This window comes from Pseudomonas morbosilactucae, from assembly GCF_023241665.1.
Taxonomy (GTDB): Bacteria; Pseudomonadota; Gammaproteobacteria; order Pseudomonadales; family Pseudomonadaceae; genus Aquipseudomonas; species Aquipseudomonas morbosilactucae.
The window spans coordinates 38,601-57,859 of record NZ_JALQCX010000059.1; the positions used below are offsets into that span (position 1 = coordinate 38,601).

Below are 19,259 nucleotides of genomic sequence, written 5' to 3' on the forward strand. Positions count from 1 at the left end.
CACGCAGTACCGTCAGTCAGCGTCACCTCCGGCCGGGGCGCTGATGAGAAGTGGTTATTCGTTTTCCTCGGTGCGACGGCTTCCCTTGGCGATAGAGTGTGGGAAGATACATACGCGGCGTATGAATAGGACTGTATATTCATACGGAGAGAATGTAAATAATCATACGAAATGTATGTAAGAGGAGTGGTAATGGTTCGTCGCACGCGTGCTGAGATGGAAGAAACACGAGCCACATTGCTGGTCATTGCCCGGAAGGTCTTTAGCGATCGCGGCTACGCCGATACGTCTATGGACGACCTCACCGCTCAAGCGAACCTGACACGTGGCGCGCTCTATCATCACTTCGGCGACAAGAAAGGGTTGCTGGCAGCGGCGGTGGAGCAAATCGATGCGGAGATGGACGAGCGCCTGCAAGCGATCTCCGACGCTGCCGATGATGAGTGGGAAGGTTTCCGCAGCCGCTGTCGGGCCTACCTGGAGATGGCACTTGAGCCTGAAATTCAGCGCATCGTGCTGCGCGATGCCAGGGCTGTGCTAGGAGGGGCGTCGCCTGACTCACAGCGTCATTGTGTTGAATCTATGCGGCGACTGATCGACAGCCTCATGCAGGGCGGTGTCGTTGCCCAGGCCGATTCGCAGGCCTTGGCATCGCTGATCTACGGCAGCCTGGCTGAAGCCGCGTTTTGGATCGCCGATGGTGAAGATGGCAACACTCGGCTTGAGCAGGGCGTCGTTGCCCTGGAGTTGCTTCTGCGTGGGCTGCTAGTTAGGCGGTAATAGCAACGGCTAGGAGGGGCGGCTTGCAGCGAGTCTTTTTTCAAAATCCGCTGGGTTTCCCAGTGAAACCATAGTGGAAACCAGCGGCTGACAACCCACCGCTTTAGATAACGGGGTGGCTCACCTACGTTTGAGTTTGCAAGGGATCGATTACCAACCGCAGAAAGCAAAAAACCCGCACTAGGCGGGTTTTTTGTTTGCTTTCACGTGGTGCGAACACCACCTGAAAGCTGAAGGTGGTGCCCAGAGACGGAATCGAACCGCCGACACGGGGATTTTCAATCCCCTGCTCTACCGACTGAGCTATCTGGGCAACGGGGCGCATTAAACGGGTTTTTCGGAGGGTCGTCAAGCAAGTTTTGAAAAAAATGTTTAATTATTACCGTCGCTTACGTCCGCCCCCCGATTTCACGGGGTTTATTCCGCTGGCGGCACGTAGCCGTCGGCCTTGGCGTATTCCTCGCCGGAGAAAAACTTATCCATCTCGCCCTGCAAATATTTGCGGTCTTCGGCGTTCATCATGTTCAGGCGCTTTTCGTTGATCAGCAGGGTCTGGTGTTTCTGCCAGTCGGCCCAGGCCTTGGCGAGACGTGTTCGAAAATATCCTGGCCTTTGGCACCCGGGTAGGGAGGGCGCTCAAGGGCGGGCAGTTCTTCCTGGTATTTGCGGCACATTACGGTGCGGGTCATGACGACTCTCCTGCATTCAAGACATCGGCCGCGCGTTTAAGCAGTGTTTTCACCGGGGCGGCAAGGCCCAGGCGCGGCGGGGTGGCGAGGTTATACCAGAGCCAATCGGCCTCGGCCACGTGCAGGGCCGAGGCCTCGACCCGTACCAGCCAGGGTTCTATGGCCAGTTGGAAGTGGCTGAAGGTGTGGATCAGGTTGGGCAGGGCCTGTTGCTGGCCCAGCGCCAGGGAGTGCTGCAGCGCCAGGTGTTCGAGGTCACCCAGGTCATCCAGCTCCGGCAGGCTCCACAAGCCGCCCCAGAGGCCGCTGGAGGGTCTTCGGTACAGCAGGATGGCGCCATCGCGGTTGGCCAGCATCGGCATCAGGGTGCGCTTCTGCGGCACCGCCTTGCGCGGCTTGGGAATTGGGTAGCGCGTCTCCAGGCCGAGCATGTGGGCTTCGCAGCCTCGCTCCAGGGGGCACAGCAGGCAGCTGGGCTTGCTCCGGGTGCAGAGGGTGGCGCCCAGGTCCATCATCGCCTGGGTGTAGTTGTTGACTCGGCTGTGGGGCGTGAAGCGCTCGGCGGCGGCCCAGAGCTGCTTGGCCACCTTGGGTTCGCCCGGGTAGCCCTCTTGGGCAGTAAAGCGCGCCAGCACCCGTTTGACGTTGCCGTCGAGGATAGGTGCACGCAGGCCCATGCTGATGCTGGCGATGGCGCCAGCGGTGGACAGGCCGATGCCCGGCAGGTCGGTGAGTTTTTCCACGTCACGGGGAAACTCGCCGCCGTACTCGGCCACCACGATCTTCGCGGTCTTTTGCAGGTTGCGGGCGCGGGTGTAGTAACCCAGGCCGGTCCACAGGTGCAGCACTTCGTCTTCCGGTGCTTCGGCCAGGGCCTGCACCGTGGGCAGCGAGGCCATGAAGCGGTCGAAGTAGTTGAGCACGGTGCTGACCTGGGTCTGCTGCAACATGATCTCCGAGACCCAGACCCGATATGGGTTGATGTCCTGTTGCCAGGGCAGGTCGTGGCGGCCGTGGCGGTCGAACCAGCCCAGCACCGCCGTTGAAAATTCCTCGGCTCTCATCGCTTGAACAGCCCCTTGAGCGCGTTTTTCAGTTCCGGGCTGACTTTGTCGCCAAGCTTTTCATCGATCTTGTCGCTCAGGCGTTCCCCGGCCAGTTTGGCGGCGACCTGGCCCAAGCCGTCCTTGTCCAGGCGGCAGGCCTTGGCCCCGAGTTCCAGCGGGCCACGGCAGCGCAGCGGCAACTCGATACCGGCAAAGCGTTCGCCGACCTGGCAGGCCGGGTCGGGCATGTCGCTCTTGTCGCCTTCGACGACGATACCGACGCGGTAGTCCATGCCCAGCACCCGCAGGTCGATGTCGCCATTGCCGCTGACGCTCATGCCGGGGATGCGCACTTTCAGGTCGGGGTTGCTGGCCACGCCGTTACGGAACGTCAGGTTGCCCTTGAGCTCCTGGAAGGGGGTGTCCTTGCCGCGTGGCGTGCCACTCAGGGTTTTGCGGTTGAGGGTGGCGATGCCCTGGCACAGCTGTTGTTCCAGGTTGGCGTTGAGCAGCACGCCGTTATTGATCACGAAGCTGGCGGTGCCATTGAGGCTGTCGATCAGCGCTTTCTGGCTGTTGCCGCTGCCGCTCAGGTTGCTGTTGAGGGTCACCAGGCCTTTGACTGGCGGGTTCTGGCCCTGGCTTTCGAGGATGCGCTCCACCGGCACCCGGCTGATCTTGGTCTGCAGGTTCAGCAGCGGGGTGGGTTGGCGCACATCGAGGTTGCCATTGGCGTCGAAGCTGCCGTTGTAGAGTTCGCCGCGCAGGCTTTCCAGCTTCAGCAGGCCGCCCTGGCCGGTGGCCTTGAGCGCGGCATTCTGGATCGGCAGCTTGTCCAGGGTCAGTTGGCCGAAGCTCAAGTCGGCGATCACGTCGAGTTTGCTCAGGCGCTCCACGGGCAGCAGGCGCTCGGTGCTCCAGGCGCCCTTGGTCGGGGCGTCAGGCAGCGGTGTGGTGCCGGCGCCGGCCATGGCTTCACTGCTTTGCACTTCGGCCTTGCGCGCGGCGGAGGCGCTATTGGCTTCGGCGGATTTGGGCGGCAGGTAACGGTCGACATTGAAGGTGTCGGCCTTGAGCTGGGCCCGCAGCGATTGCTTGTCGAAGTCGTCCACGGCCAGGCGACCGTTGAAGGTGCTGTCGTCGAGCTTCAGGTTCAGGTCTTCCAGGGCCAGGCTGGTGGGCGTGGCCTGGATCCGGCTGACCAGCTCGACCTTGCTCAGGCTGCCTTCGGCCATGGCCGGCAGGGTCTGGCCGAGGCTATCGACGAATTTCGCCAGGTCGAACTGGGCGATGGACAGGCCGCCGCTGATTTGCGGGGTCTTGTCCAGGTCGTTGACCTTCAGTTCGCCCAGGGCGCGTAGTTGGTTGACCGAGACTTTCAGCCCGCTCCATTGCGCCACGTTGGCGGCCTTGTCCAGCAGCAACTGGCCTTGGGCGGCAAAGGTCACGGTCTTGCCTTGCAGTGGGTCGCCGGCCACTTCGCCGGACAGGCGCATGTCTTCGAACTGGTAGCGCTGCAGGGCACGGTCGAAGCGCAGTTCGCCGTTCAGCTCGGTGCGCACCCGCACCGCTGGCTGGTTGCTGCCCAGGAAGGCGGTGAGCTTGACCGGGGTGTTGGTGGCTTCGTGGATCGGCCCGGTGCTCAGTTGAATGCTCTCGGCGGTGAATTGCTTGCCGGTCTGCTCATCGTTGTATTCAACCCGGGCGTTGTTCACGGTCAGGCTGTCGATGTCCAGGCGGATTGGCTGGGCCGGTTTTTCCACCGTGGGCGAGGGTTCGCTGCCGGTGCCAGTGCCCGCGGTGGGCGTTGCCGGCGGCTGCTCGGTGGTCACGGCCTTGCCGATGTCTTGCCAGTTGCCGTGGCCATCCTTGTCGCGGTTCAGGCGCAGGTTCAGGCCTTCGACGCGCACGTCGCTCATCTGCACTTCACGGCGCAGCAGCGGCAGCACGCGCACCGACAGACCCAGCATCTGCAGGTCGGCAAAGGGTTCTTTGGGTTTGGCCAGGGTGGCGACGCTGGCTTCATGCAGCTCCAGGCCCAGCCAGGGGAACAGGCTCCAGCCGATGTCGCCATTGAGCGTCAGCTCGATGTGGGCCTTGTCGCGGGCTATCTGGCGAATCTCGTCTTTGTAGTCGTTGGGATCAAACAGATGGGTCAAGGCAAAGCCGAGAGCCACGATGATCAGCAACAGCCCGAGAATGACCAGACCCAGGATTTTGCCGAACGCTTTCATGGGCGAGTCCTTGTATGTCGAATTCAAAAAATGAGCGGGGCAGTATAGCGCCCGAAACCTGACGACTGGTCAGCGATCACGCTGGCAGCGTCTCCAGTGGCAGATGCAGTTTGGTTGCCAGGGCCTGGGCGTGCAGGTTCCCGGTGGGCGCCAGCAGATGCAGGGTGGCGCCCTGATCCCGGGCCATGGCCTGGGCCTGGCTCACCAGCCGTTCGGCGACGCCGCGGCGGCGGGTGATGCTGCGTACGCACAGATGGGACAGGCGCCAGGCCTCAGGGTGCCGTTGCAGGCGCGCCGCGCCGAGCAACCGATCGTTGAAGCGCCCCACCAGCAGGCTGCCGTCGGCCAGGCTGGTTTCGATCAGCTCGCGCACATCGCTCAGCGGCGCGAACAACTCGGGCGGAGCGTCCTGGTAGATCTTCAGCAGGTCCTGTTGGTCCTGGTAGCTGGCTTCGTGCAATGACTCGACAACGATGGGCATGGGATGTCCTGTTGAGGCGGGTGGACCCTTCGCTGGCAAGCCAGTTCCTACAGGGCGATGACGGCATTTGAAGTGCATTGATCATCGGGCTGGCAATGCCGAGCGGCGCAGTGGTTGCAAAAAAGGTGATGTCAGTTTGGTTTTTTAGCGCGTTGCAAATGGTAACCTCTCGCGGTTCGTGCGTCCTTCCGCGACTTAATGTCGCGCCTGCCAAAATGGAGCTTTACTCAATAAAACGACCCCGCCTGCGTGCCAAGGTCGTCGCAGGAGAGTGGTCGACGAATAATTCTAATAAATTGGGGGAAACATCCATGAGCACGAGTACTGAAGCGGGCAATCCTGCCGCTCAGCCAGCGTTCCTGTCCAAAGAACGCATCATCGCCAAGCCCGGTTTCAACCGCTGGCTGGTTCCACCGGCCGCTCTGGCCATTCACCTGTGCATCGGCATGGCCTATGGCTTTTCGGTGTTCTGGCTGCCGTTGTCCAAGGCGCTTGGGGTAACGGCCCCGGTGGCTTGTGCACCGGACATGAGCTTCATCGCACAGATCTTTTCGTCCCAGTGTGACTGGCCGATCTCCATGCTCGGCTGGATCTACACCCTGTTCTTCATCTTCCTGGGCTGCTCGGCAGCGATCTGGGGCGGTTGGCTGGAACACGCCGGCCCGCGTAAAGCCGGTGTGGTGTCGGCCTTGTGCTGGTGCGGTGGCCTGCTGATTTCGGCCTTGGGCATCTACACCCATCAAATCTGGCTGATGTGGCTGGGTTCGGGGGTGATTGGCGGTATCGGCCTGGGCCTGGGCTACATCTCGCCGGTCTCGACCCTGATCAAGTGGTTCCCGGACAAGCGCGGCATGGCCACCGGCATGGCAATCATGGGCTTTGGTGGCGGCGCGATGGTTGGCGCTCCTCTGGCGGCGGCCTTGATGGGGCACTTTGCCTCGCCGACCGGCGTTGGCGTGTGGCAGAGCTTCCTGGTGATGGCCGCGATTTACTTCGTGTTCATGATCGGTGGCGCGCTGTCGTACCGGGTGCCGCCAACCGGCTGGAAGCCTGAAGGCTGGACCGCCCCGGCGAAAAAAGCCGCCAACGCAATGATCACCCACCGCCATGTGCACGTGAATGTGGCCTGGAAGACGCCGCAATTCCGTCTGGTATGGCTGGTGCTGTGCCTCAACGTTTCGGCGGGCATCGGCATCCTCGGCATGGCCTCGCCACTGTTGCAGGAAGTGTTCGCCGGCAAGCTGCTGGGCAATAACCTGACCTTCAGCCAACTGGACGCCGGGCAACTGGCGCAGATCGCCGCGATTGCTGCCGGCTTCACCGGTTTGCTCAGCCTGTTCAACATCGGCGGGCGCTTCTTCTGGGCGTCGTTCTCCGACTACCTGGGGCGTAAAAACACCTATTTCGTGTTCTTCGCCCTGGGCTTTGCCCTGTATGCGCTGATCCCGAACCTGGGCCACCTGGGCAATATCGCCCTGTTCGTGGCGGCGTTCTGCATCATCCTGTCGATGTACGGCGGTGGTTTTGCCACGGTGCCGGCTTACCTGGCGGACTTGTTCGGCACGCAGATGGTCGGTGCCATCCACGGTCGCTTGCTGACTGCCTGGGCGGCGGCGGGTGTGCTCGGTCCCGTGCTGGTCAACTACCTGCGTGAGTATCAGTTGAGCATCGGCGTGGAACGCGCCGCGGCCTATGACATCACCTTGTACATCCTTGCCGGCCTGCTGGTGCTGGGCTTCCTGTGCAACCTGCTGGTGCGCCCGGTGGCCGACAAGTACTTCATGACCGACGAGCAACTGGCGGCCGAACAGGCCCTGGGCCATGACAAGGGCGCCGACACCAGCACCGTGCTGGAGTGGAAAGCCTCGTCGAGCAGCGTGCCGTTGGCGGTTGTCGCCTGGCTGGTGGTGGGTATTCCGTTGGCGTGGGGCGTGTGGGTCACCCTGCAGAAAACCGCGGTGCTGTTCCACTAAACCCGGCCGTTTCCGGCTTGCCGGGCATCGCGCTATCGCTGGCCAGCCAGCTCCTGCAGGGTGTGTGATTTTGTAGGAGTCGGCTGGCCGGCGATGGCGATGTGGCTAATGCCGGCTCTTCTTTGCTTGTCATGACAGGTATAGCCCCAGTGCTATTGGGTTCAGCCCGTCAGGATATTGTCCTGCGTGTTTCTGTTTGGCCGCCGTCGGGCCTATAATGTTCGCCTTTTTCGCCCAATGATTTTGCGGAGCTGGTGATGGCCGAACGTAAGGCATCTGTCGAGCGCGACACTCTGGAAACCCAGATCAAAGCCTCGATCAACCTGGATGGCACCGGAAAGGCCCGATTCGATATCGGCGTGCCCTTCCTTGAGCACATGCTGGACCAGATCGCCCGTCACGGGCTGATCGACCTGGATATCGAAAGCAAGGGCGACCTGCATATCGACGACCACCACACCGTGGAGGACGTGGGTATCACCCTGGGTCAAGCCTTCAGCAAGGCCATCGGCGACAAGAAAGGCATCCGTCGTTACGGCCACGCCTATGTGCCGCTCGATGAAGCCCTGTCCCGCGTCGTGATCGACTTCTCTGGCCGTCCTGGCCTGCAGATGCACGTACCCTTTACCCGCGCCAGTGTCGGCGGCTTCGACGTTGACCTGTTCCAGGAGTTCTTCCAGGGCTTCGTCAACCACGCCAACGTCACCCTGCACATCGACACCCTGCGTGGGCACAACACGCACCACCAGATCGAGACCGTGTTCAAGGCTTTCGGCCGCGCGCTGCGCATGGCTGTGGAGCTGGATGAGCGCATGGCCGGGCAAATGCCATCGACCAAGGGCGTCCTGTAATGCAGACGGTCGCCGTTATCGATTACGGCATGGGCAACCTGCACTCGGTGGCCAAGGCCCTCGAGCACGTGGGTGCCGGCAAGGTGATGATCACCAGCGACGCCAACGTGATTCGCGAAGCCGACCGGGTGGTATTCCCCGGTGTGGGCGCGATTCGCGATTGCATGGCCGAAATTCGTCGCCTGGGCTTCGACAGCCTGGTGCGTGAAGTCAGCCAGGACCGTCCCTTCTTGGGCATCTGCGTGGGCATGCAAGCCTTGCTCGACCGCAGCGAAGAGAACGACGGCGTCGATTGCATCGGCCTGTTCCCGGGCCAGGTGAAGTTTTTCGGCAAGGGCCTGCATGAAGACGGCGAGCACTTGAAGGTGCCGCACATGGGCTGGAACGAAGTGCAGCAGGCGGTGAGTCACCCGCTGTGGCACAACATCCCGGACCTGGCGCGCTTCTACTTCGTGCACAGCTACTACATCGCTGCCGGCAGCGCGCGGCAGGTGGTGGGCAGCGGTCACTACGGCGTGGACTTCGCCGCTGCGCTGGCCGACGGCTCGCGTTTTGCCGTGCAGTTCCACCCCGAGAAGAGCCACACCCACGGCCTGCAATTGCTGCAGAACTTCGCCGCCTGGGATGGTCGCTGGTAAATGGCCGCAAAAAAAACCAAGCCGCCGATCCTGACCCTCACTCCCGAGCAGGAGAGCGAGGCCAATCACAAGATCAAGCGGTTCATGGAGGATCGCTTCGAATTGGACCTGGGTTCGTTCGAAGCGGCGGAAATCCTTGAGCTGTTTACCCGCGAAATCGCCCCGCATTACTACAATCGGGCGATTTTCGATGTGCAGGCGCACCTTAAAGAGCGGTTCGAAAGCATCGAAAGCGATCTGTGGGCGCTCGAGAAGAATTGAAGTAGCCGCAAGCTTCAGGCGTGAAGCTGCAAGAATTGAAACGCGTGCTTGCTTGCAGCTCATGGCTTGCAGCTTGCAACTCTTTTGACGAAGGAAAAAGCATGCTCATTATTCCCGCTATCGATCTTAAAGACGGTGCCTGTGTACGTCTGCGCCAGGGCCGTATGGAAGATTCCACGGTGTTCTCCGATGACCCGGTGAGCATGGCTGCCAAGTGGGTTGAAGGCGGTTGCCGTCGTCTGCACCTGGTCGACCTGAACGGTGCCTTTGAAGGCCAACCGGTCAACGGCGAAGTGGTCACCGCCATCGCCAAGCGCTACCCGAACCTGCCGATCCAGATCGGTGGCGGCATCCGCTCCCTGGAAACCATCGAGCACTACGTCAAAGCCGGCGTGAGCTACGTGATCATCGGCACCAAAGCCGTGAAAGACCCGGCCTTCGTCGCTGAAGCCTGCCGCGCGTTCCCGGGCAAGGTCATCGTTGGCCTGGATGCCAAAGACGGTTTCGTGGCCACCGATGGCTGGGCCGAGATCAGCACCGTCCAGGTGATCGACCTGGCCAAGCAGTTCGAAGCCGATGGCGTGTCGGCCATCGTTTATACCGACATCGCCAAAGACGGCATGATGCAGGGCTGCAACGTTTCGTACACCGCTGCCCTGGCTGCCGCGACCAAGATCCCAGTGATCGCGTCCGGCGGTATCCACAACCTGGGCGACATCAAGTCGCTGCTGGACGCCAAGGCGCCTGGCATCATCGGCGCCATCACGGGCCGCGCGATTTACGAGGGCACGCTGGATGTGGCCGAGGCTCAAGCCTTTTGTGATGGCTACGCGGCCAGCAGCAAGGCATAAGCGGCAAGCGGCAAGTTGGACGCGTGGCTGCTATCCGCTCTTGCTTGTCGCTTGAAGCTTGTCGCTTCTTAATCGGAGATTAAGTCTATGGCGTTAGCCAAACGCATCATCCCTTGCCTGGACGTCGACAACGGTCGCGTGGTCAAGGGCGTCAAGTTCGAGAACATCCGTGACGCCGGCGACCCGGTGGAAATTGCCCGTCGCTACGACGAGCAGGGTGCCGACGAGATTACCTTTCTCGACATCACCGCCAGCGTCGATGGCCGCGATACCACGCTGCACACCGTCGAGCGCATGGCCAGCCAGGTGTTTATCCCGCTGACCGTGGGCGGTGGCGTGCGCACTGTGCAAGACATCCGCAACCTGCTGAATGCCGGCGCGGACAAGGTTTCGATCAACACCGCCGCGGTGTTCAACCCCGAGTTCGTCGGTGAAGCAGCGCAGCATTTCGGTTCGCAGTGCATCGTCGTCGCCATCGACGCCAAGAAGGTCTCCGGCCCGGGCGAAACCCCGCGCTGGGAGATTTTCACCCATGGCGGCCGCAAGCCCACCGGGTTGGATGCGGTGGAGTGGGCGAAGAAGATGGAAGGCCTGGGCGCCGGTGAAATCCTCCTGACCAGCATGGACCAGGACGGCATGAAAAACGGCTTCGACCTGGGTGTGACTCGCGCCATCAGCGACGCGTTGGGCATTCCAGTGATCGCGTCTGGCGGCGTGGGTAACCTTCAGCATTTGGCCGACGGCATCCTCGAAGGCCACGCCAGCGCAGTGCTGGCGGCGAGCATTTTCCACTTCGGCGAGTACACCGTTCCCGAGGCCAAGGCCTACATGGCTCAGCGCGGGATTGTTGTGCGATAGCCACTGGACAGCATGGCGGGCTCACGGCACTCTTGGGCACGCCATGGATTCCGGTAGCCCGTCATGTTCAAACGTCTGCTCCTTGTTCTAGCCAGCGCTTCGGTCCTTCTTGCCGGCGGCGTACGTGCAGCAGAATCGTCCGACCCTTCCCTGGTGTTGCTGACCGAAAACTTTCCCCCCTACAACATGGCCAAGAACGGCAAGAACTTCGCCCAGGGCGAAAATATCAACGGCATTGCCGTGGATATCGTTCGGGAAATGTTCAAGCGCGCCGGCATCAATTACAGCCTGACCCTGCGCTTCCCTTGGGAGCGAATCTACAAGCTGGCCCTTGAGCAGCCCGGGTACGGCGTGTTCGTCATGGCCCGCTTGCCGGACCGGGAAAAGCTCTTCAAATGGGTCGGCCCCATCGGCCCGGATGACTGGATCATGCTGGCCAAGGCCGACAGCAAGATCAGCCTTGAATCCCTGGAACAGGCGCACTCGTACAAGATTGGCGCCTACAAAGGCGATGCGATTGCCGAGACCCTGAGCAAGCAAGGCCTGGTGCCGCTGGTGGTGCTGCGCGATCAAGACAACGCGAAGAAGCTGCTCAGCGGCCAGATCGACCTGTGGGCCACCGGCGACCCGGCCGGGCGCTACCTGGCCAAGCAGGAAGGCATCACCGGCCTCAAGACCGTGCTGCGTTTCAACAGCGCCGAGTTATACCTGGCGCTGAACAAAGACGTCCCGGACACCACCGTCGCCAAGCTGCAAGCCGCCCTGGATGAACTGCGCAAGGAAGGCCTCGTGGACGAAATCATGGGGAGGTATTTGTGAGGGGGAGCGACAAGTTTTGAGCGGCAAGCGGCAAGCGGCAAGCGGGCATCGGTGCGCTTGTAGCTTGTAGCTTGTAGCTTGCAGCTCAAAGCTTGCAGCTGCCCCTCACCTATACCTCCCGTCCTTGCCATGCGCCGCGGTGGCTTGATTGCTGCGCAGGCCGATCATTGACTTGATATCAATCCATTCCACGCCCTGGGCCTTGAGCTTGGGCAGTTCGCGTTCGAGTACTGCCAGGGTTTGCGGATAGGGGTGGCCGATCATCACCGCCGTGCCTTGTTTGTGGGCCAGTTTGATGGCGGTCTGCAGTTGGTGGCTGATGGCGGCTTCGGTGCGTTCGTCGTCGAGGAATACATCCCGGGAAACGCTGGCCAGGCCGATTTTCTGCGCTTCGGCGGCGGCCACTGTTTGCGCGCTGGTGCGGCTGTCGACGAAGAATTTGTGCCGCCGCTGCAACTCGCCCATCAACCAGGCCATGGCCTGGGGCTGGGCGGTCATGCGGCTGCCCATGTGGTTGTTGATGCCGCTGGTGTAGGGCACGGCATCGAAGGCGGCGTTCAGGCGTTTTTCCAGTTCGGGGATGGGCAGGTCAGGGTGCCAGGCGAACGGCCCGGTGGCGGGGTCCATGGGCATGTGCAGGATGACGATCTTGCCGGCGCGGTGGGCTTCGCGGGCAAACTCGGCAGCGTGGGGCGTATCCGGCATGATCGCCGTGGTTACCGGGCCGGGCAGGGCCAGCACGCGGCGGTCCCGAGGCAGGTTTTGCCCGAGGTCGTCGATGATCAGCGTCAGGTAGGCTTTGGGCGCGGTGGTGCTGGGTTCGGCGGCCTGGAGTGGCGCGACGGCGAGGGTGCACAGGAGCCCCATCACGAGCCTCCACGGGCGGGTGATCTTCGATAGGGACATGGTGGCGGGGTGGGACCTTGGCGGTGTGGCGATCATGAAAACGCTATCGCGAGCAAGCTCGCTCCTACAGGTTGTTGCCTGTCTGTAGGAGCCGGCTTGCCGGCGATAGGTTCCGTCACTTGCTGCGGGTGATGCTCAGCCCTTTGAGCAGGCTCAGGGCCTGGGCCAACTGGTAGTCATCGTCCTGCGGCATCGGCTTGGCCTTGGTGGACGCAGCGCTTGGCTTGTCGGCGCCGCCGTTGCCATTGCCCAGGTGACCCTGCAGGTCGGCTTCTTTGTAGTACTCGCCGTCCTGGGCCTCGCTGGTGATCTTGGCGCGGCGCACCTCGATGTCCGGCACGATGCCCTGGGCCTGGATCGAGCGGCCGTTGGGGGTGAAGTACAGCGCGGTGGTGATCTTCAGCGCACGCTCGTTGTTCAGCGGCAGCACCGTCTGCACCGAGCCCTTGCCGAAGCTGGTGGTGCCCATCAGCACGGCGCGTTTCTGGTCTTGCAGGGCGCCGGCGACGATTTCCGACGCCGAGGCGCTGCCGCCGTTGATCAGTACCACCATCGGCACCGCTTCGCTTTCGTCCTTGCCGGTGGCCGAGAAGCGCAGCTCGGAGTTGGCGATGCGGCCCTTGGTGTAGACGATCAGGCCTTTGGTGATGAAGTGGTCGACCACTTCCACCGCCGCCTGCAAGACGCCGCCCGGGTTGTTGCGCAGGTCGAGGATGATGCCGTTGAGCTTCTTGCCGTTGTCCTTGCGCAGCTTGGCCAGGGCCTTGGAGACTTCCTCGCCGGTCTTGACCTGGAATTGGGTGATGCGGATGTAGCCGTAGCCCGACTCCAGCAACTGGCTCTTCACGCTCTTCACCTGGATGGTGGCGCGGGCCAGGGTCACGTCGAATGGCGTGCCACCGTCGCGAACCAGGGTCAGGGTGATTTTCTGGCCGATCTTGCCGCGCATCTTTTCCACGGCTTCGGTCATGGTCTGGCCACGGGTCGGCTGGCCGTTGATCTTGACGATCAGGTCGCCGGCCTGGATCCCGGCCTTGGACGCTGGGGTGTCATCGATGGGCGAGACCACTTTGATAAAGCCGTCTTCGGCACCGACTTCAATGCCCAGGCCGCCGAATTCGCCGCTGGTGCTTTCCTGCAGCTCGGCAAAGTCTTCCGGGCCCAGGTAGGCCGAGTGCGGGTCAAGGTTGCTGAGCATGCCCTTGATGGCGTTCTCCAGCAGGGTCTTGTCGTCCACGGGTTCGACGTAGGCAGCCTTGATCCGGTCCATGACCTCGGCAAAGGTGCGCAGCTCGTCCAGGGGCAGCGGCGCCTTGGTGGTCGCGGCGCTGGCCGATGGCGCGGGTTCTGCGGCGAACGCCAGCGGCGCACCGATCACCAGGGCGATCGTCAGGGCCAACGAGGTGAGGCGAGACAAATGCAGCATGTCGAACGAACTCCTAAATGGGGTAGCAGCGCTTATCCTTGCGCATGGCACCACTGTGCCGGGTCGCTGGGGCGGCCCTGCTGACGAATAGCGAAGTACAGCGCAGGTGTGTCTTGTCCGCCACTATTACCCACAGTGGAGATGGACTCACCGGCTTTGACGATGTCGCCCGCTTCTTTAAGCAGCGTCTGGTTGTGCCCGTACAGACTCAGATAACCGTTACCGTGGTCGAGGATCACCAGCAAGCCGGCGCCTCGCAGCCAGTCGGCGAAGACCACGCGGCCGCCATGCACGGCGTGCACCTGGCTGCCGGCGGCGGCGCTGATCATCACCCCGTCCCACTTGGTTCGGGCATCGTCGCCACGGGTTTCACCAAAGCGCGCTAGCAATCGACCATCAACTGGCCATGGAAGTTTTCCCCGGGCTGAAGCAAAAGGGCCGCCGTAGGACACGCCACTGCTCGAAACCAGTGGGCCGGGCGCCGGTTTTACGGGCTTGCGCGGCGCATCGCTGGCATCGGCCTGGGCTTCAAGCAAACGCTTTTTTTCGGCTTCCTGCTGGGCGATCAGCGCTTTCTGACGCGCTTCCTCCGCCTCGCGGGCCTGGCGAGCCAGGGTCTCTTCGATGGTTTTCAGGACTTTGGCCAGGTCGGCCTGGTCCTGTTCGCGGGCTTGCAGCTTCTGGTCGCGGGCCTTCACGTCGTCGTTGAGCTTGGCCAGGGCCAGTTGCCGTTCCTTGCGGACTTTGTCGAGTTCTTCGCGCTGGGTGTCGAGGCTGCTTTTCTGCACCAGCAACTGGGCCTGCTGCAGGGAGATGTCCTTTTCCACATTGGCCAGCTGGCGCAGGGTCTCGTTGAAGTTCTTCAACTGCTCCAGGCGGGCCTGGCTCAGGTAGTCGTAATAGGTGAGGGTGCGGGCGAATTTTTCCGGGTTCTGCTGGTTGAGCAGCAGCTTGAGGTACTCCTGACGGCCGTTCTGGTAGGCCGCGCGGGCCTGGATGGCGATCAGTCGTTGCTGTTCAGTGCGCGCGCTCTGGAGTTTTTTTTTCTCCTCATCGAGTCGCTGCAGCTCGGATTCGCTTTTCTTCAGCTCTTTCTGCAGGGCTTCGACCTGCTTCTCCAGCTTGCCCATTTCGGTCTCGGTGCCGCGCAGGTCTTTCTGCACGCCGGACTTTTCCTCTTGCAGCTTGCCGAGGAGCTTCTTCAGTTCGGTAATGTCCTGGCGCGTAGCATCCAACTGTTGTTGGGTTTGCGCGCGCTCATCGGCAAAGGCCGGTTGGAGCAGGCAGGTCAAAGCGAGGGCAATCAGGGCGCGAAGCATAGAGGCGGGTGACACCAGGGAAAGGGACGGCCTAGTATGCCCGCCCATCGCTGCAAAAAAAACGCCTCAAAGCCAACTGCTTTGAGGCGTTCGTCATAAAAAGCTGTTTCCAGCCAATTATTGGGCCATTTGCTATCAGACGAGGATCGAAGTACCGGTCATTTCCGCCGGTTTTTCCAGGTCCAGAAGCTTCAGCAGGGTCGGCGCCACGTCCGCCAGTACGCCGCCTTCACGCACTTTCAGGTCACGCTTGCCAACATAGATGAACGGCACCGGCTCGGTGGTGTGGGCGGTGTGCGCCTGGCCGGTGGATTCGTCGGCCATCTGCTCGACGTTGCCGTGGTCGGCGGTGATCAGGGCTTCGCCGCCGACCTTTTCCAGGGCATCGACAATCCGCCCCACGCACAGGTCCAGGCATTCCACGGCCTTGACCGCGGCATCGAACACGCCGCTGTGGCCGACCATGTCGCCGTTGGCATAGTTGACGATGATCACGTCGTAGCGCTGGTGCTCGATGGCATCGACGATCTTGTCGGTGACTTCCGGCGCGCTCATTTCCGGTTGCAGGTCGTAGGTGGCGACTTTGGGCGACGGCACCAGGATGCGCTCTTCACCCGGGAAGGGCTCTTCGCGGCCGCCGGAGAAGAAGAAGGTCACGTGGGCGTACTTCTCGGTTTCGGCGATGCGCAGCTGGGTCTTGCCGTTTTTCGCCAGGTAATCGCCGAGGACGTTTTCCAGGCTGCCGGGGGCAAAGGCCGATGGCGCCGGGATGCTGGCCGCGTATTGGGTCAGCATCACGAAACCGGCCAGGGCGGGCTGGCGCGCACGTTCGAAGTCCTTGAAGCCGTCTTCGACGAAGACCCGGGTCAGTTCCCGGGCACGGTCGGCGCGGAAGTTCATGAACACCACGGCGTCGCCGTCTTCTACCCGGACCTTGTCGCCGATGCTGGTGGCCTTGACGAATTCGTCGCTCTCGCCACGCTCGTAGGCGGCTTGAAGGCCTTGCTGGGCGGTGTCGGCCTGGAACTCGCTGTTGCCGTCGACGATCAGGTTGTAGGCCTGGGCCACACGGTCCCAGCGGTTGTCACGGTCCATGGCGAAGTAACGGCCGATCAGGCTGGCGATGCGGCCCTTGCCCAGGGTCTTGAAGGCTTCGTCCAGCAGTTCGATGGACGACTGGGCGCTTTTCGGCGGGGTGTCGCGGCCATCGAGGAAGGCGTGCAGGTAGATCTTCTCGGCACCGCGCTTGAACGCCAGTTCGGCCATGGCCACCAAGTGGTCCTGGTGACTGTGTACGCCGCCGTCCGAGAGCAGGCCGAGGATGTGCACGGCCTTGCCGGCGCTTACGGCTTTATCCACGGCAGCGCCGATGGTTGGGTTGTCGAAGAACTCGCCATCGCGGATGGCCTTGGTCACCCGGGTGAAGTCCTGATACACCACGCGGCCGGCGCCGAGGTTCATGTGGCCGACTTCGGAGTTGCCCATTTGCCCGTCGGGCAGGCCGACGTCCATGCCCGAGCCCGAGATCAGGCCGTTCGGCATGCTGGCGCACAAGCGGTCCAGGACGGGCTTGTTGGCCGCATAAACGGCGTTGGATTCGTGGCTATCGCTGTGACCGAAGCCATCCAGAATCATCAGGACCAAAGGTTTAGGCGTGGTAGTCATGGCGTCCACTCGTGGCTGGATAGGGAGGTGTTGAAAAAGGGAGTGGCAGTTTAAAGCGAAGTTCCGGTGGCGTCACCGCCGGGCGGGGTTTGGCCGACCCAGAGGGCTGTGTATACTGGCCGACATTTTAACGCCCTGGAACCTCCTTAGATGGTTGCTCACCTGATTCAATTCGCCACTGAACACTACTTGCTCGTCGGCGCCTTCGCCATCCTGCTGGCTCTGTTGATCGCTCACGAGTTGAGCCGCGGCGGCCGCAGCCTCAGCACCCGTGAACTGACTGCACTGGTCAACAGCGAACAGGGCGTTGTGATCGACCTGCGTCCATCCAAGGATTTCGCCAGCGGCCACATCGTCGGCGCCCTGAACATTCCCCAGGACAAACTCATCGCCCGCGTTGGCGAGCTGGAGAAGCACAAGGCCAAGACCATCATTCTGGTGGACGCCCAGGGCCAGCACGCAGGCGGCCATGCCCGCGAACTGATGAAGTCCGGCTTCACCGCCGCCAAGCTGTCCGGCGGCATCTCCAGCTGGAAAGCAGACAATCTGCCCCTGGTGAAGTGACATGACCCGGGTTGTCGTCTACTCCAGCGATTACTGCCCTTACTGCTCGCGGGCCAAGCACCTGCTCGGCAATAAAGGCGTGGCCTTCGAAGAGATCAAGGTCGATGGCAAGCCCCAGGTGCGGGCTGAAATGGCGCAAAAGGCCGGGCGTACGTCGGTGCCGCAGATCTGGATTGGCAGCACCCACGTGGGCGGTTGTGATGATTTGTTTGCCCTGGAACGCGCCGGCAAGCTCGATGCGCTGCTCCAGGCCTGAAATTCAAACCCTATAGACCAAGATCAAGAAGGATCTCAGAGATGACCGACCAGCAGAACACTGCCGCTACCGAAGAAGAAAACGCGCCGCAATTCTCCCTGCAACGCATTTATGTGCGTGACCTGTCCTTCGAAGCGCCAAAAAGCCCGGCGATCTTCCGTCAGCAGTGGGAGCCGAGCGTTGCCCTGGACCTGAACACTCGCCAGAAAGCCCTGGAAACCGACTTCCACGAAGTGGTGCTGACCCTGTCGGTCACCGTGAAGAACGGTGAAGAAGTGGCGTTCATCGCTGAAGTTCAGCAGGCCGGTATCTTCCTGATCAAGAACCTCGACGAAGGCTCCATGAGCCACACCCTGGGTGCGTTCTGCCCGAACATCCTGTTCCCTTACGCTCGCGAAGCGCTGGACAGCCTGGTGACCCGTGGTTCGTTCCCGGCCCTGATGCTGGCGCCGGTGAACTTCGATGCGCTGTACGCTCAAGAGCTGCAACGTATTCAGCAAGAAGGCGCACCGACGGTTCAGTAAATCGTCGACGCACAAAAAAGCGCCATCACTGGCGCTTTTTTTATGCCTCGTCCCTCGTGTGGGAGCCGGCTTGCCGGCGATAGCGTCGTCGAAATCGCCCCAGGCCTTATCGCCGCACGGGCTTACTTGAACCCAAGCTGTCGCCAGCCCTCGTAGACGGCCACGGCCACGGTGTTGGACAGGTTCAGGCTGCGGCAGCCTTCGCGCATCGGCAGGCGCAGGCGCTGTTCGCCGGGCAGGGCGTCCAGCACGTCGGCGGGCAAGCCGCGGCTTTCGGGGCCGAAGAGAAAGGCATCACCCTCGGCGAAGCTGGCGTCGTGGAAAGGGCGCGAGCCCTTGGTGGTGAAGGCGAACAAGCGCGGCTGACCTAGACTTTCCAGGCAACTGGCAAGGTCGGGGTGGCGTTGCAGGGTGGCGTACTCGTGATAGTCGAGGCCGGCCCGGCGCAGGCGCTTGTCGTCCATTTCGAAACCCAGTGGCTCGATCAAATGCAGGTGGCAGCCGCTATTGGCGCACAGCCTGATAACGTTGCCGGTATTCGGCGGAATTTCTGGTTGAAAAAGGATGACGTGAAACATGCACGGCTCCGAAGAAAAAGACAGGCTGCATTCTACGCCCGAAGAGGACCCGCGACCGAAGCTAATGCTGCGGGTTTTCGGTTCGCTGGCGATTGTCGGGGTCATGGTGGGGCTGATGATCGGTCGCTTGACCGCGCCCGACCCTGTGGTCCTGGAACGTGTGGAGGTGGCGCCGGATGGCCTGGTGGTGTGGTTCAACCAGGAACCCAAGGTGCATGGCGAGCATATCGACGGCGCTGTGGCCCTGTTGTTCGATGCCGAGGGACGGGCGCAGAAGGGCCAGTTGAAGGTCAATGGCAAGGACGTGAACTGGCGCGTGAGAAAAGCCGATGCCGGCTTGTTGCTGAACCTGGTGGCAGCACGGCCGTTGCGTGGGGAGTGGTCGGGAAGCGAGGTGGACGAAGGTTGGCGGTTGCAGATCCATCTGCGCGAGGAATAAAAGAGGGAAACCTCGGCCTGCCTGTACCAAGGCCCCCAAAGACGGGGTGGGTTCATCGCGCTGAGGGCGATGAGCCCGGTGTAAAGAGGGAATCCCCGGCC

20 protein-coding genes, 1 tRNA gene and 1 pseudogene are annotated in these 19,259 nt (G+C 62.0%); 12 read left to right on the top strand and 10 right to left on the bottom strand.

What is annotated here, in order from left to right; genetic code table 11:
* Window positions 1-192: 192 nt before the first annotated feature.
* Window positions 193-780, top strand: coding sequence for a TetR/AcrR family transcriptional regulator (locus M1B35_RS26930; RefSeq protein ID WP_268263582.1), 588 nt, complete (start codon window positions 193-195; stop codon window positions 778-780).
* A gap of 237 nt (window positions 781-1,017) precedes the next feature.
* Here M1B35_RS26930 and M1B35_RS26935 read toward each other — a convergent pair.
* The 5 genes and pseudogenes from M1B35_RS26935 to M1B35_RS26955 all read right to left on the bottom strand — a co-directional run bounded on the left by M1B35_RS26935 (window position 1,018) and on the right by M1B35_RS26955 (window position 5,230).
* A tRNA-Phe gene (locus M1B35_RS26935) sits at window positions 1,018-1,093 on the bottom strand.
* 104 nt (window positions 1,094-1,197) lie between these two features.
* Window positions 1,198-1,469, bottom strand: a pseudogene (locus tag M1B35_RS26940) (oxidative damage protection protein).
* Complete coding sequence (mutY, locus tag M1B35_RS26945; protein WP_268263583.1) at window positions 1,466-2,533, bottom strand: A/G-specific adenine glycosylase; 1,068 nt, start codon at window positions 2,531-2,533, stop codon at window positions 1,466-1,468. The pseudogene M1B35_RS26940 and the gene mutY overlap by 4 nt, the downstream one beginning before the upstream one ends.
* On the bottom strand, window positions 2,530-4,749 hold the full coding sequence (locus tag M1B35_RS26950) for an AsmA family protein (protein ID WP_123329199.1): 2,220 nt from the start codon (window positions 4,747-4,749) through the stop codon (window positions 2,530-2,532). Before M1B35_RS26950 ends, mutY begins: the two co-directional genes overlap by 4 nt.
* Before the next feature lie 76 nt (window positions 4,750-4,825).
* Window positions 4,826-5,230 carry an acetyl-CoA sensor PanZ family protein gene (locus M1B35_RS26955; RefSeq protein ID WP_123329201.1) on the bottom strand — a complete coding sequence of 135 codons (405 nt, stop codon included), beginning with the start codon at window positions 5,228-5,230 and terminating at the stop codon, window positions 4,826-4,828.
* Between the two features lie 311 nt (window positions 5,231-5,541).
* Here M1B35_RS26955 and M1B35_RS26960 point away from each other — a divergent pair, with 311 nt between their 5' ends.
* The 7 genes from M1B35_RS26960 to M1B35_RS26990 all read left to right on the top strand — a co-directional run bounded on the left by M1B35_RS26960 (window position 5,542) and on the right by M1B35_RS26990 (window position 11,481).
* Complete coding sequence (locus M1B35_RS26960) at window positions 5,542-7,203, top strand: OFA family MFS transporter (RefSeq protein WP_123329203.1); 1,662 nt, start codon at window positions 5,542-5,544, stop codon at window positions 7,201-7,203.
* Window positions 7,204-7,460: 257 nt separating this feature from the next.
* Entirely contained in the window at window positions 7,461-8,054 is a 594-nt protein-coding gene (hisB, locus tag M1B35_RS26965; RefSeq protein ID WP_123329204.1) for an imidazoleglycerol-phosphate dehydratase HisB, read from the top strand.
* Complete coding sequence (gene hisH, locus M1B35_RS26970) at window positions 8,054-8,692, top strand: imidazole glycerol phosphate synthase subunit HisH (protein WP_268263584.1); 639 nt, start codon at window positions 8,054-8,056, stop codon at window positions 8,690-8,692. The genes hisB and hisH overlap by 1 nt, the downstream gene beginning before the upstream one ends.
* Window positions 8,693-8,953: a DUF2164 domain-containing protein gene (locus M1B35_RS26975; protein ID WP_268263585.1), complete on the top strand. Its 261-nt coding sequence runs from the start codon at window positions 8,693-8,695 to the stop codon at window positions 8,951-8,953. It abuts the gene before it with no gap.
* Between the two features lie 101 nt (window positions 8,954-9,054).
* Window positions 9,055-9,804 (top strand): 1-(5-phosphoribosyl)-5-[(5-phosphoribosylamino)methylideneamino]imidazole-4-carboxamide isomerase, encoded by a 750-nt coding sequence (gene hisA / locus M1B35_RS26980; RefSeq protein ID WP_123329210.1) that lies wholly within the window; start codon window positions 9,055-9,057, stop codon window positions 9,802-9,804.
* 87 nt (window positions 9,805-9,891) lie between these two features.
* Window positions 9,892-10,662 carry an imidazole glycerol phosphate synthase subunit HisF gene (hisF, locus tag M1B35_RS26985; protein WP_020299543.1) on the top strand — a complete coding sequence of 257 codons (771 nt, stop codon included), beginning with the start codon at window positions 9,892-9,894 and terminating at the stop codon, window positions 10,660-10,662.
* Between the two features lie 63 nt (window positions 10,663-10,725).
* The gene (locus tag M1B35_RS26990) at window positions 10,726-11,481 is read left to right on the top strand and encodes a substrate-binding periplasmic protein (protein ID WP_268263586.1); all 756 of its coding nucleotides are present in this window, start codon (window positions 10,726-10,728) and stop codon (window positions 11,479-11,481) included.
* 105 nt (window positions 11,482-11,586) lie between these two features.
* On the opposite strand, the gene M1B35_RS26995 is transcribed toward M1B35_RS26990, so the two are convergent.
* The 4 genes from M1B35_RS26995 to gpmI all read right to left on the bottom strand — a co-directional run bounded on the left by M1B35_RS26995 (window position 11,587) and on the right by gpmI (window position 16,797).
* Window positions 11,587-12,348 (bottom strand): divergent polysaccharide deacetylase family protein, encoded by a 762-nt coding sequence (locus tag M1B35_RS26995; protein ID WP_425273455.1) that lies wholly within the window; start codon window positions 12,346-12,348, stop codon window positions 11,587-11,589.
* A 154-nt stretch (window positions 12,349-12,502) separates the two neighbouring features.
* The gene (locus M1B35_RS27000; RefSeq protein ID WP_268263587.1) at window positions 12,503-13,813 is read right to left on the bottom strand and encodes a S41 family peptidase; all 1,311 of its coding nucleotides are present in this window, start codon (window positions 13,811-13,813) and stop codon (window positions 12,503-12,505) included.
* A gap of 32 nt (window positions 13,814-13,845) precedes the next feature.
* The gene (locus M1B35_RS27005) at window positions 13,846-15,132 is read right to left on the bottom strand and encodes a murein hydrolase activator EnvC family protein (protein WP_123329218.1); all 1,287 of its coding nucleotides are present in this window, start codon (window positions 15,130-15,132) and stop codon (window positions 13,846-13,848) included.
* 135 nt (window positions 15,133-15,267) lie between these two features.
* On the bottom strand, window positions 15,268-16,797 hold the full coding sequence (gpmI, locus tag M1B35_RS27010; protein ID WP_268263588.1) for a 2,3-bisphosphoglycerate-independent phosphoglycerate mutase: 1,530 nt from the start codon (window positions 16,795-16,797) through the stop codon (window positions 15,268-15,270).
* 150 nt (window positions 16,798-16,947) lie between these two features.
* Here gpmI and M1B35_RS27015 point away from each other — a divergent pair, with 150 nt between their 5' ends.
* From M1B35_RS27015 to secB, 3 genes are read left to right on the top strand one after another with little or no spacing between them, the layout of a single operon-like run.
* Window positions 16,948-17,361, top strand: coding sequence for a rhodanese-like domain-containing protein (locus tag M1B35_RS27015; protein ID WP_123329222.1), 414 nt, complete (start codon window positions 16,948-16,950; stop codon window positions 17,359-17,361).
* Window position 17,362: 1 nt separating this feature from the next.
* On the top strand, window positions 17,363-17,617 hold the full coding sequence (grxC, locus tag M1B35_RS27020) for a glutaredoxin 3 (RefSeq protein ID WP_123329224.1): 255 nt from the start codon (window positions 17,363-17,365) through the stop codon (window positions 17,615-17,617).
* A 41-nt stretch (window positions 17,618-17,658) separates the two neighbouring features.
* Window positions 17,659-18,141, top strand: coding sequence for a protein-export chaperone SecB (gene secB / locus M1B35_RS27025; protein ID WP_123329226.1), 483 nt, complete (start codon window positions 17,659-17,661; stop codon window positions 18,139-18,141).
* Window positions 18,142-18,263: 122 nt separating this feature from the next.
* On the opposite strand, the gene M1B35_RS27030 is transcribed toward secB, so the two are convergent.
* Window positions 18,264-18,719: a tRNA (cytidine(34)-2'-O)-methyltransferase gene (locus tag M1B35_RS27030; RefSeq protein WP_123329228.1), complete on the bottom strand. Its 456-nt coding sequence runs from the start codon at window positions 18,717-18,719 to the stop codon at window positions 18,264-18,266.
* Between M1B35_RS27030 and M1B35_RS27035 the strand changes: the two genes are divergently transcribed.
* Complete coding sequence (locus tag M1B35_RS27035; protein ID WP_123329230.1) at window positions 18,718-19,158, top strand: hypothetical protein; 441 nt, start codon at window positions 18,718-18,720, stop codon at window positions 19,156-19,158. The genes M1B35_RS27030 and M1B35_RS27035 overlap by 2 nt on opposite strands.
* Window positions 19,159-19,259: the final 101 nt, after the last annotated feature.

Excerpts from the sequence above, each read along its gene's own strand:
- M1B35_RS26995 (WP_425273455.1), bottom strand. The coding sequence starts at position 12,348 with ATGGGGCTCCTGTGCACCCTCGCCGTCGCGCCACTCCAGGCCGCCGAA.
- gpmI (WP_268263588.1), bottom strand. The coding sequence starts at position 16,797 with ATGACTACCACGCCTAAACCTTTGGTCCTGATGATTCTGGATGGCTTC.
- M1B35_RS26960 (WP_123329203.1), top strand. The coding sequence starts at position 5,542 with ATGAGCACGAGTACTGAAGCGGGCAATCCTGCCGCTCAGCCAGCGTTC.
- M1B35_RS27035 (WP_123329230.1), top strand. The coding sequence starts at position 18,718 with ATGCACGGCTCCGAAGAAAAAGACAGGCTGCATTCTACGCCCGAAGAG.
- M1B35_RS27005 (WP_123329218.1), bottom strand. The coding sequence starts at position 15,132 with ATGCTTCGCGCCCTGATTGCCCTCGCTTTGACCTGCCTGCTCCAACCG.
- hisB (WP_123329204.1), top strand. The coding sequence starts at position 7,461 with ATGGCCGAACGTAAGGCATCTGTCGAGCGCGACACTCTGGAAACCCAG.
- mutY (WP_268263583.1), bottom strand. The coding sequence starts at position 2,533 with ATGAGAGCCGAGGAATTTTCAACGGCGGTGCTGGGCTGGTTCGACCGC.
- M1B35_RS26950 (WP_123329199.1), bottom strand. The coding sequence starts at position 4,749 with ATGAAAGCGTTCGGCAAAATCCTGGGTCTGGTCATTCTCGGGCTGTTG.
- M1B35_RS26930 (WP_268263582.1), top strand. The coding sequence starts at position 193 with ATGGTTCGTCGCACGCGTGCTGAGATGGAAGAAACACGAGCCACATTG.
- M1B35_RS26975 (WP_268263585.1), top strand. The coding sequence starts at position 8,693 with ATGGCCGCAAAAAAAACCAAGCCGCCGATCCTGACCCTCACTCCCGAG.
- M1B35_RS26955 (WP_123329201.1), bottom strand. The coding sequence starts at position 5,230 with ATGCCCATCGTTGTCGAGTCATTGCACGAAGCCAGCTACCAGGACCAA.
- M1B35_RS27030 (WP_123329228.1), bottom strand. The coding sequence starts at position 18,719 with ATGTTTCACGTCATCCTTTTTCAACCAGAAATTCCGCCGAATACCGGC.
- M1B35_RS26990 (WP_268263586.1), top strand. The coding sequence starts at position 10,726 with ATGTTCAAACGTCTGCTCCTTGTTCTAGCCAGCGCTTCGGTCCTTCTT.
- M1B35_RS27000 (WP_268263587.1), bottom strand. The coding sequence starts at position 13,813 with ATGCTGCATTTGTCTCGCCTCACCTCGTTGGCCCTGACGATCGCCCTG.
- hisF (WP_020299543.1), top strand. The coding sequence starts at position 9,892 with ATGGCGTTAGCCAAACGCATCATCCCTTGCCTGGACGTCGACAACGGT.
- grxC (WP_123329224.1), top strand. The coding sequence starts at position 17,363 with ATGACCCGGGTTGTCGTCTACTCCAGCGATTACTGCCCTTACTGCTCG.
- hisH (WP_268263584.1), top strand. The coding sequence starts at position 8,054 with ATGCAGACGGTCGCCGTTATCGATTACGGCATGGGCAACCTGCACTCG.
- secB (WP_123329226.1), top strand. The coding sequence starts at position 17,659 with ATGACCGACCAGCAGAACACTGCCGCTACCGAAGAAGAAAACGCGCCG.
- M1B35_RS27015 (WP_123329222.1), top strand. The coding sequence starts at position 16,948 with ATGGTTGCTCACCTGATTCAATTCGCCACTGAACACTACTTGCTCGTC.
- hisA (WP_123329210.1), top strand. The coding sequence starts at position 9,055 with ATGCTCATTATTCCCGCTATCGATCTTAAAGACGGTGCCTGTGTACGT.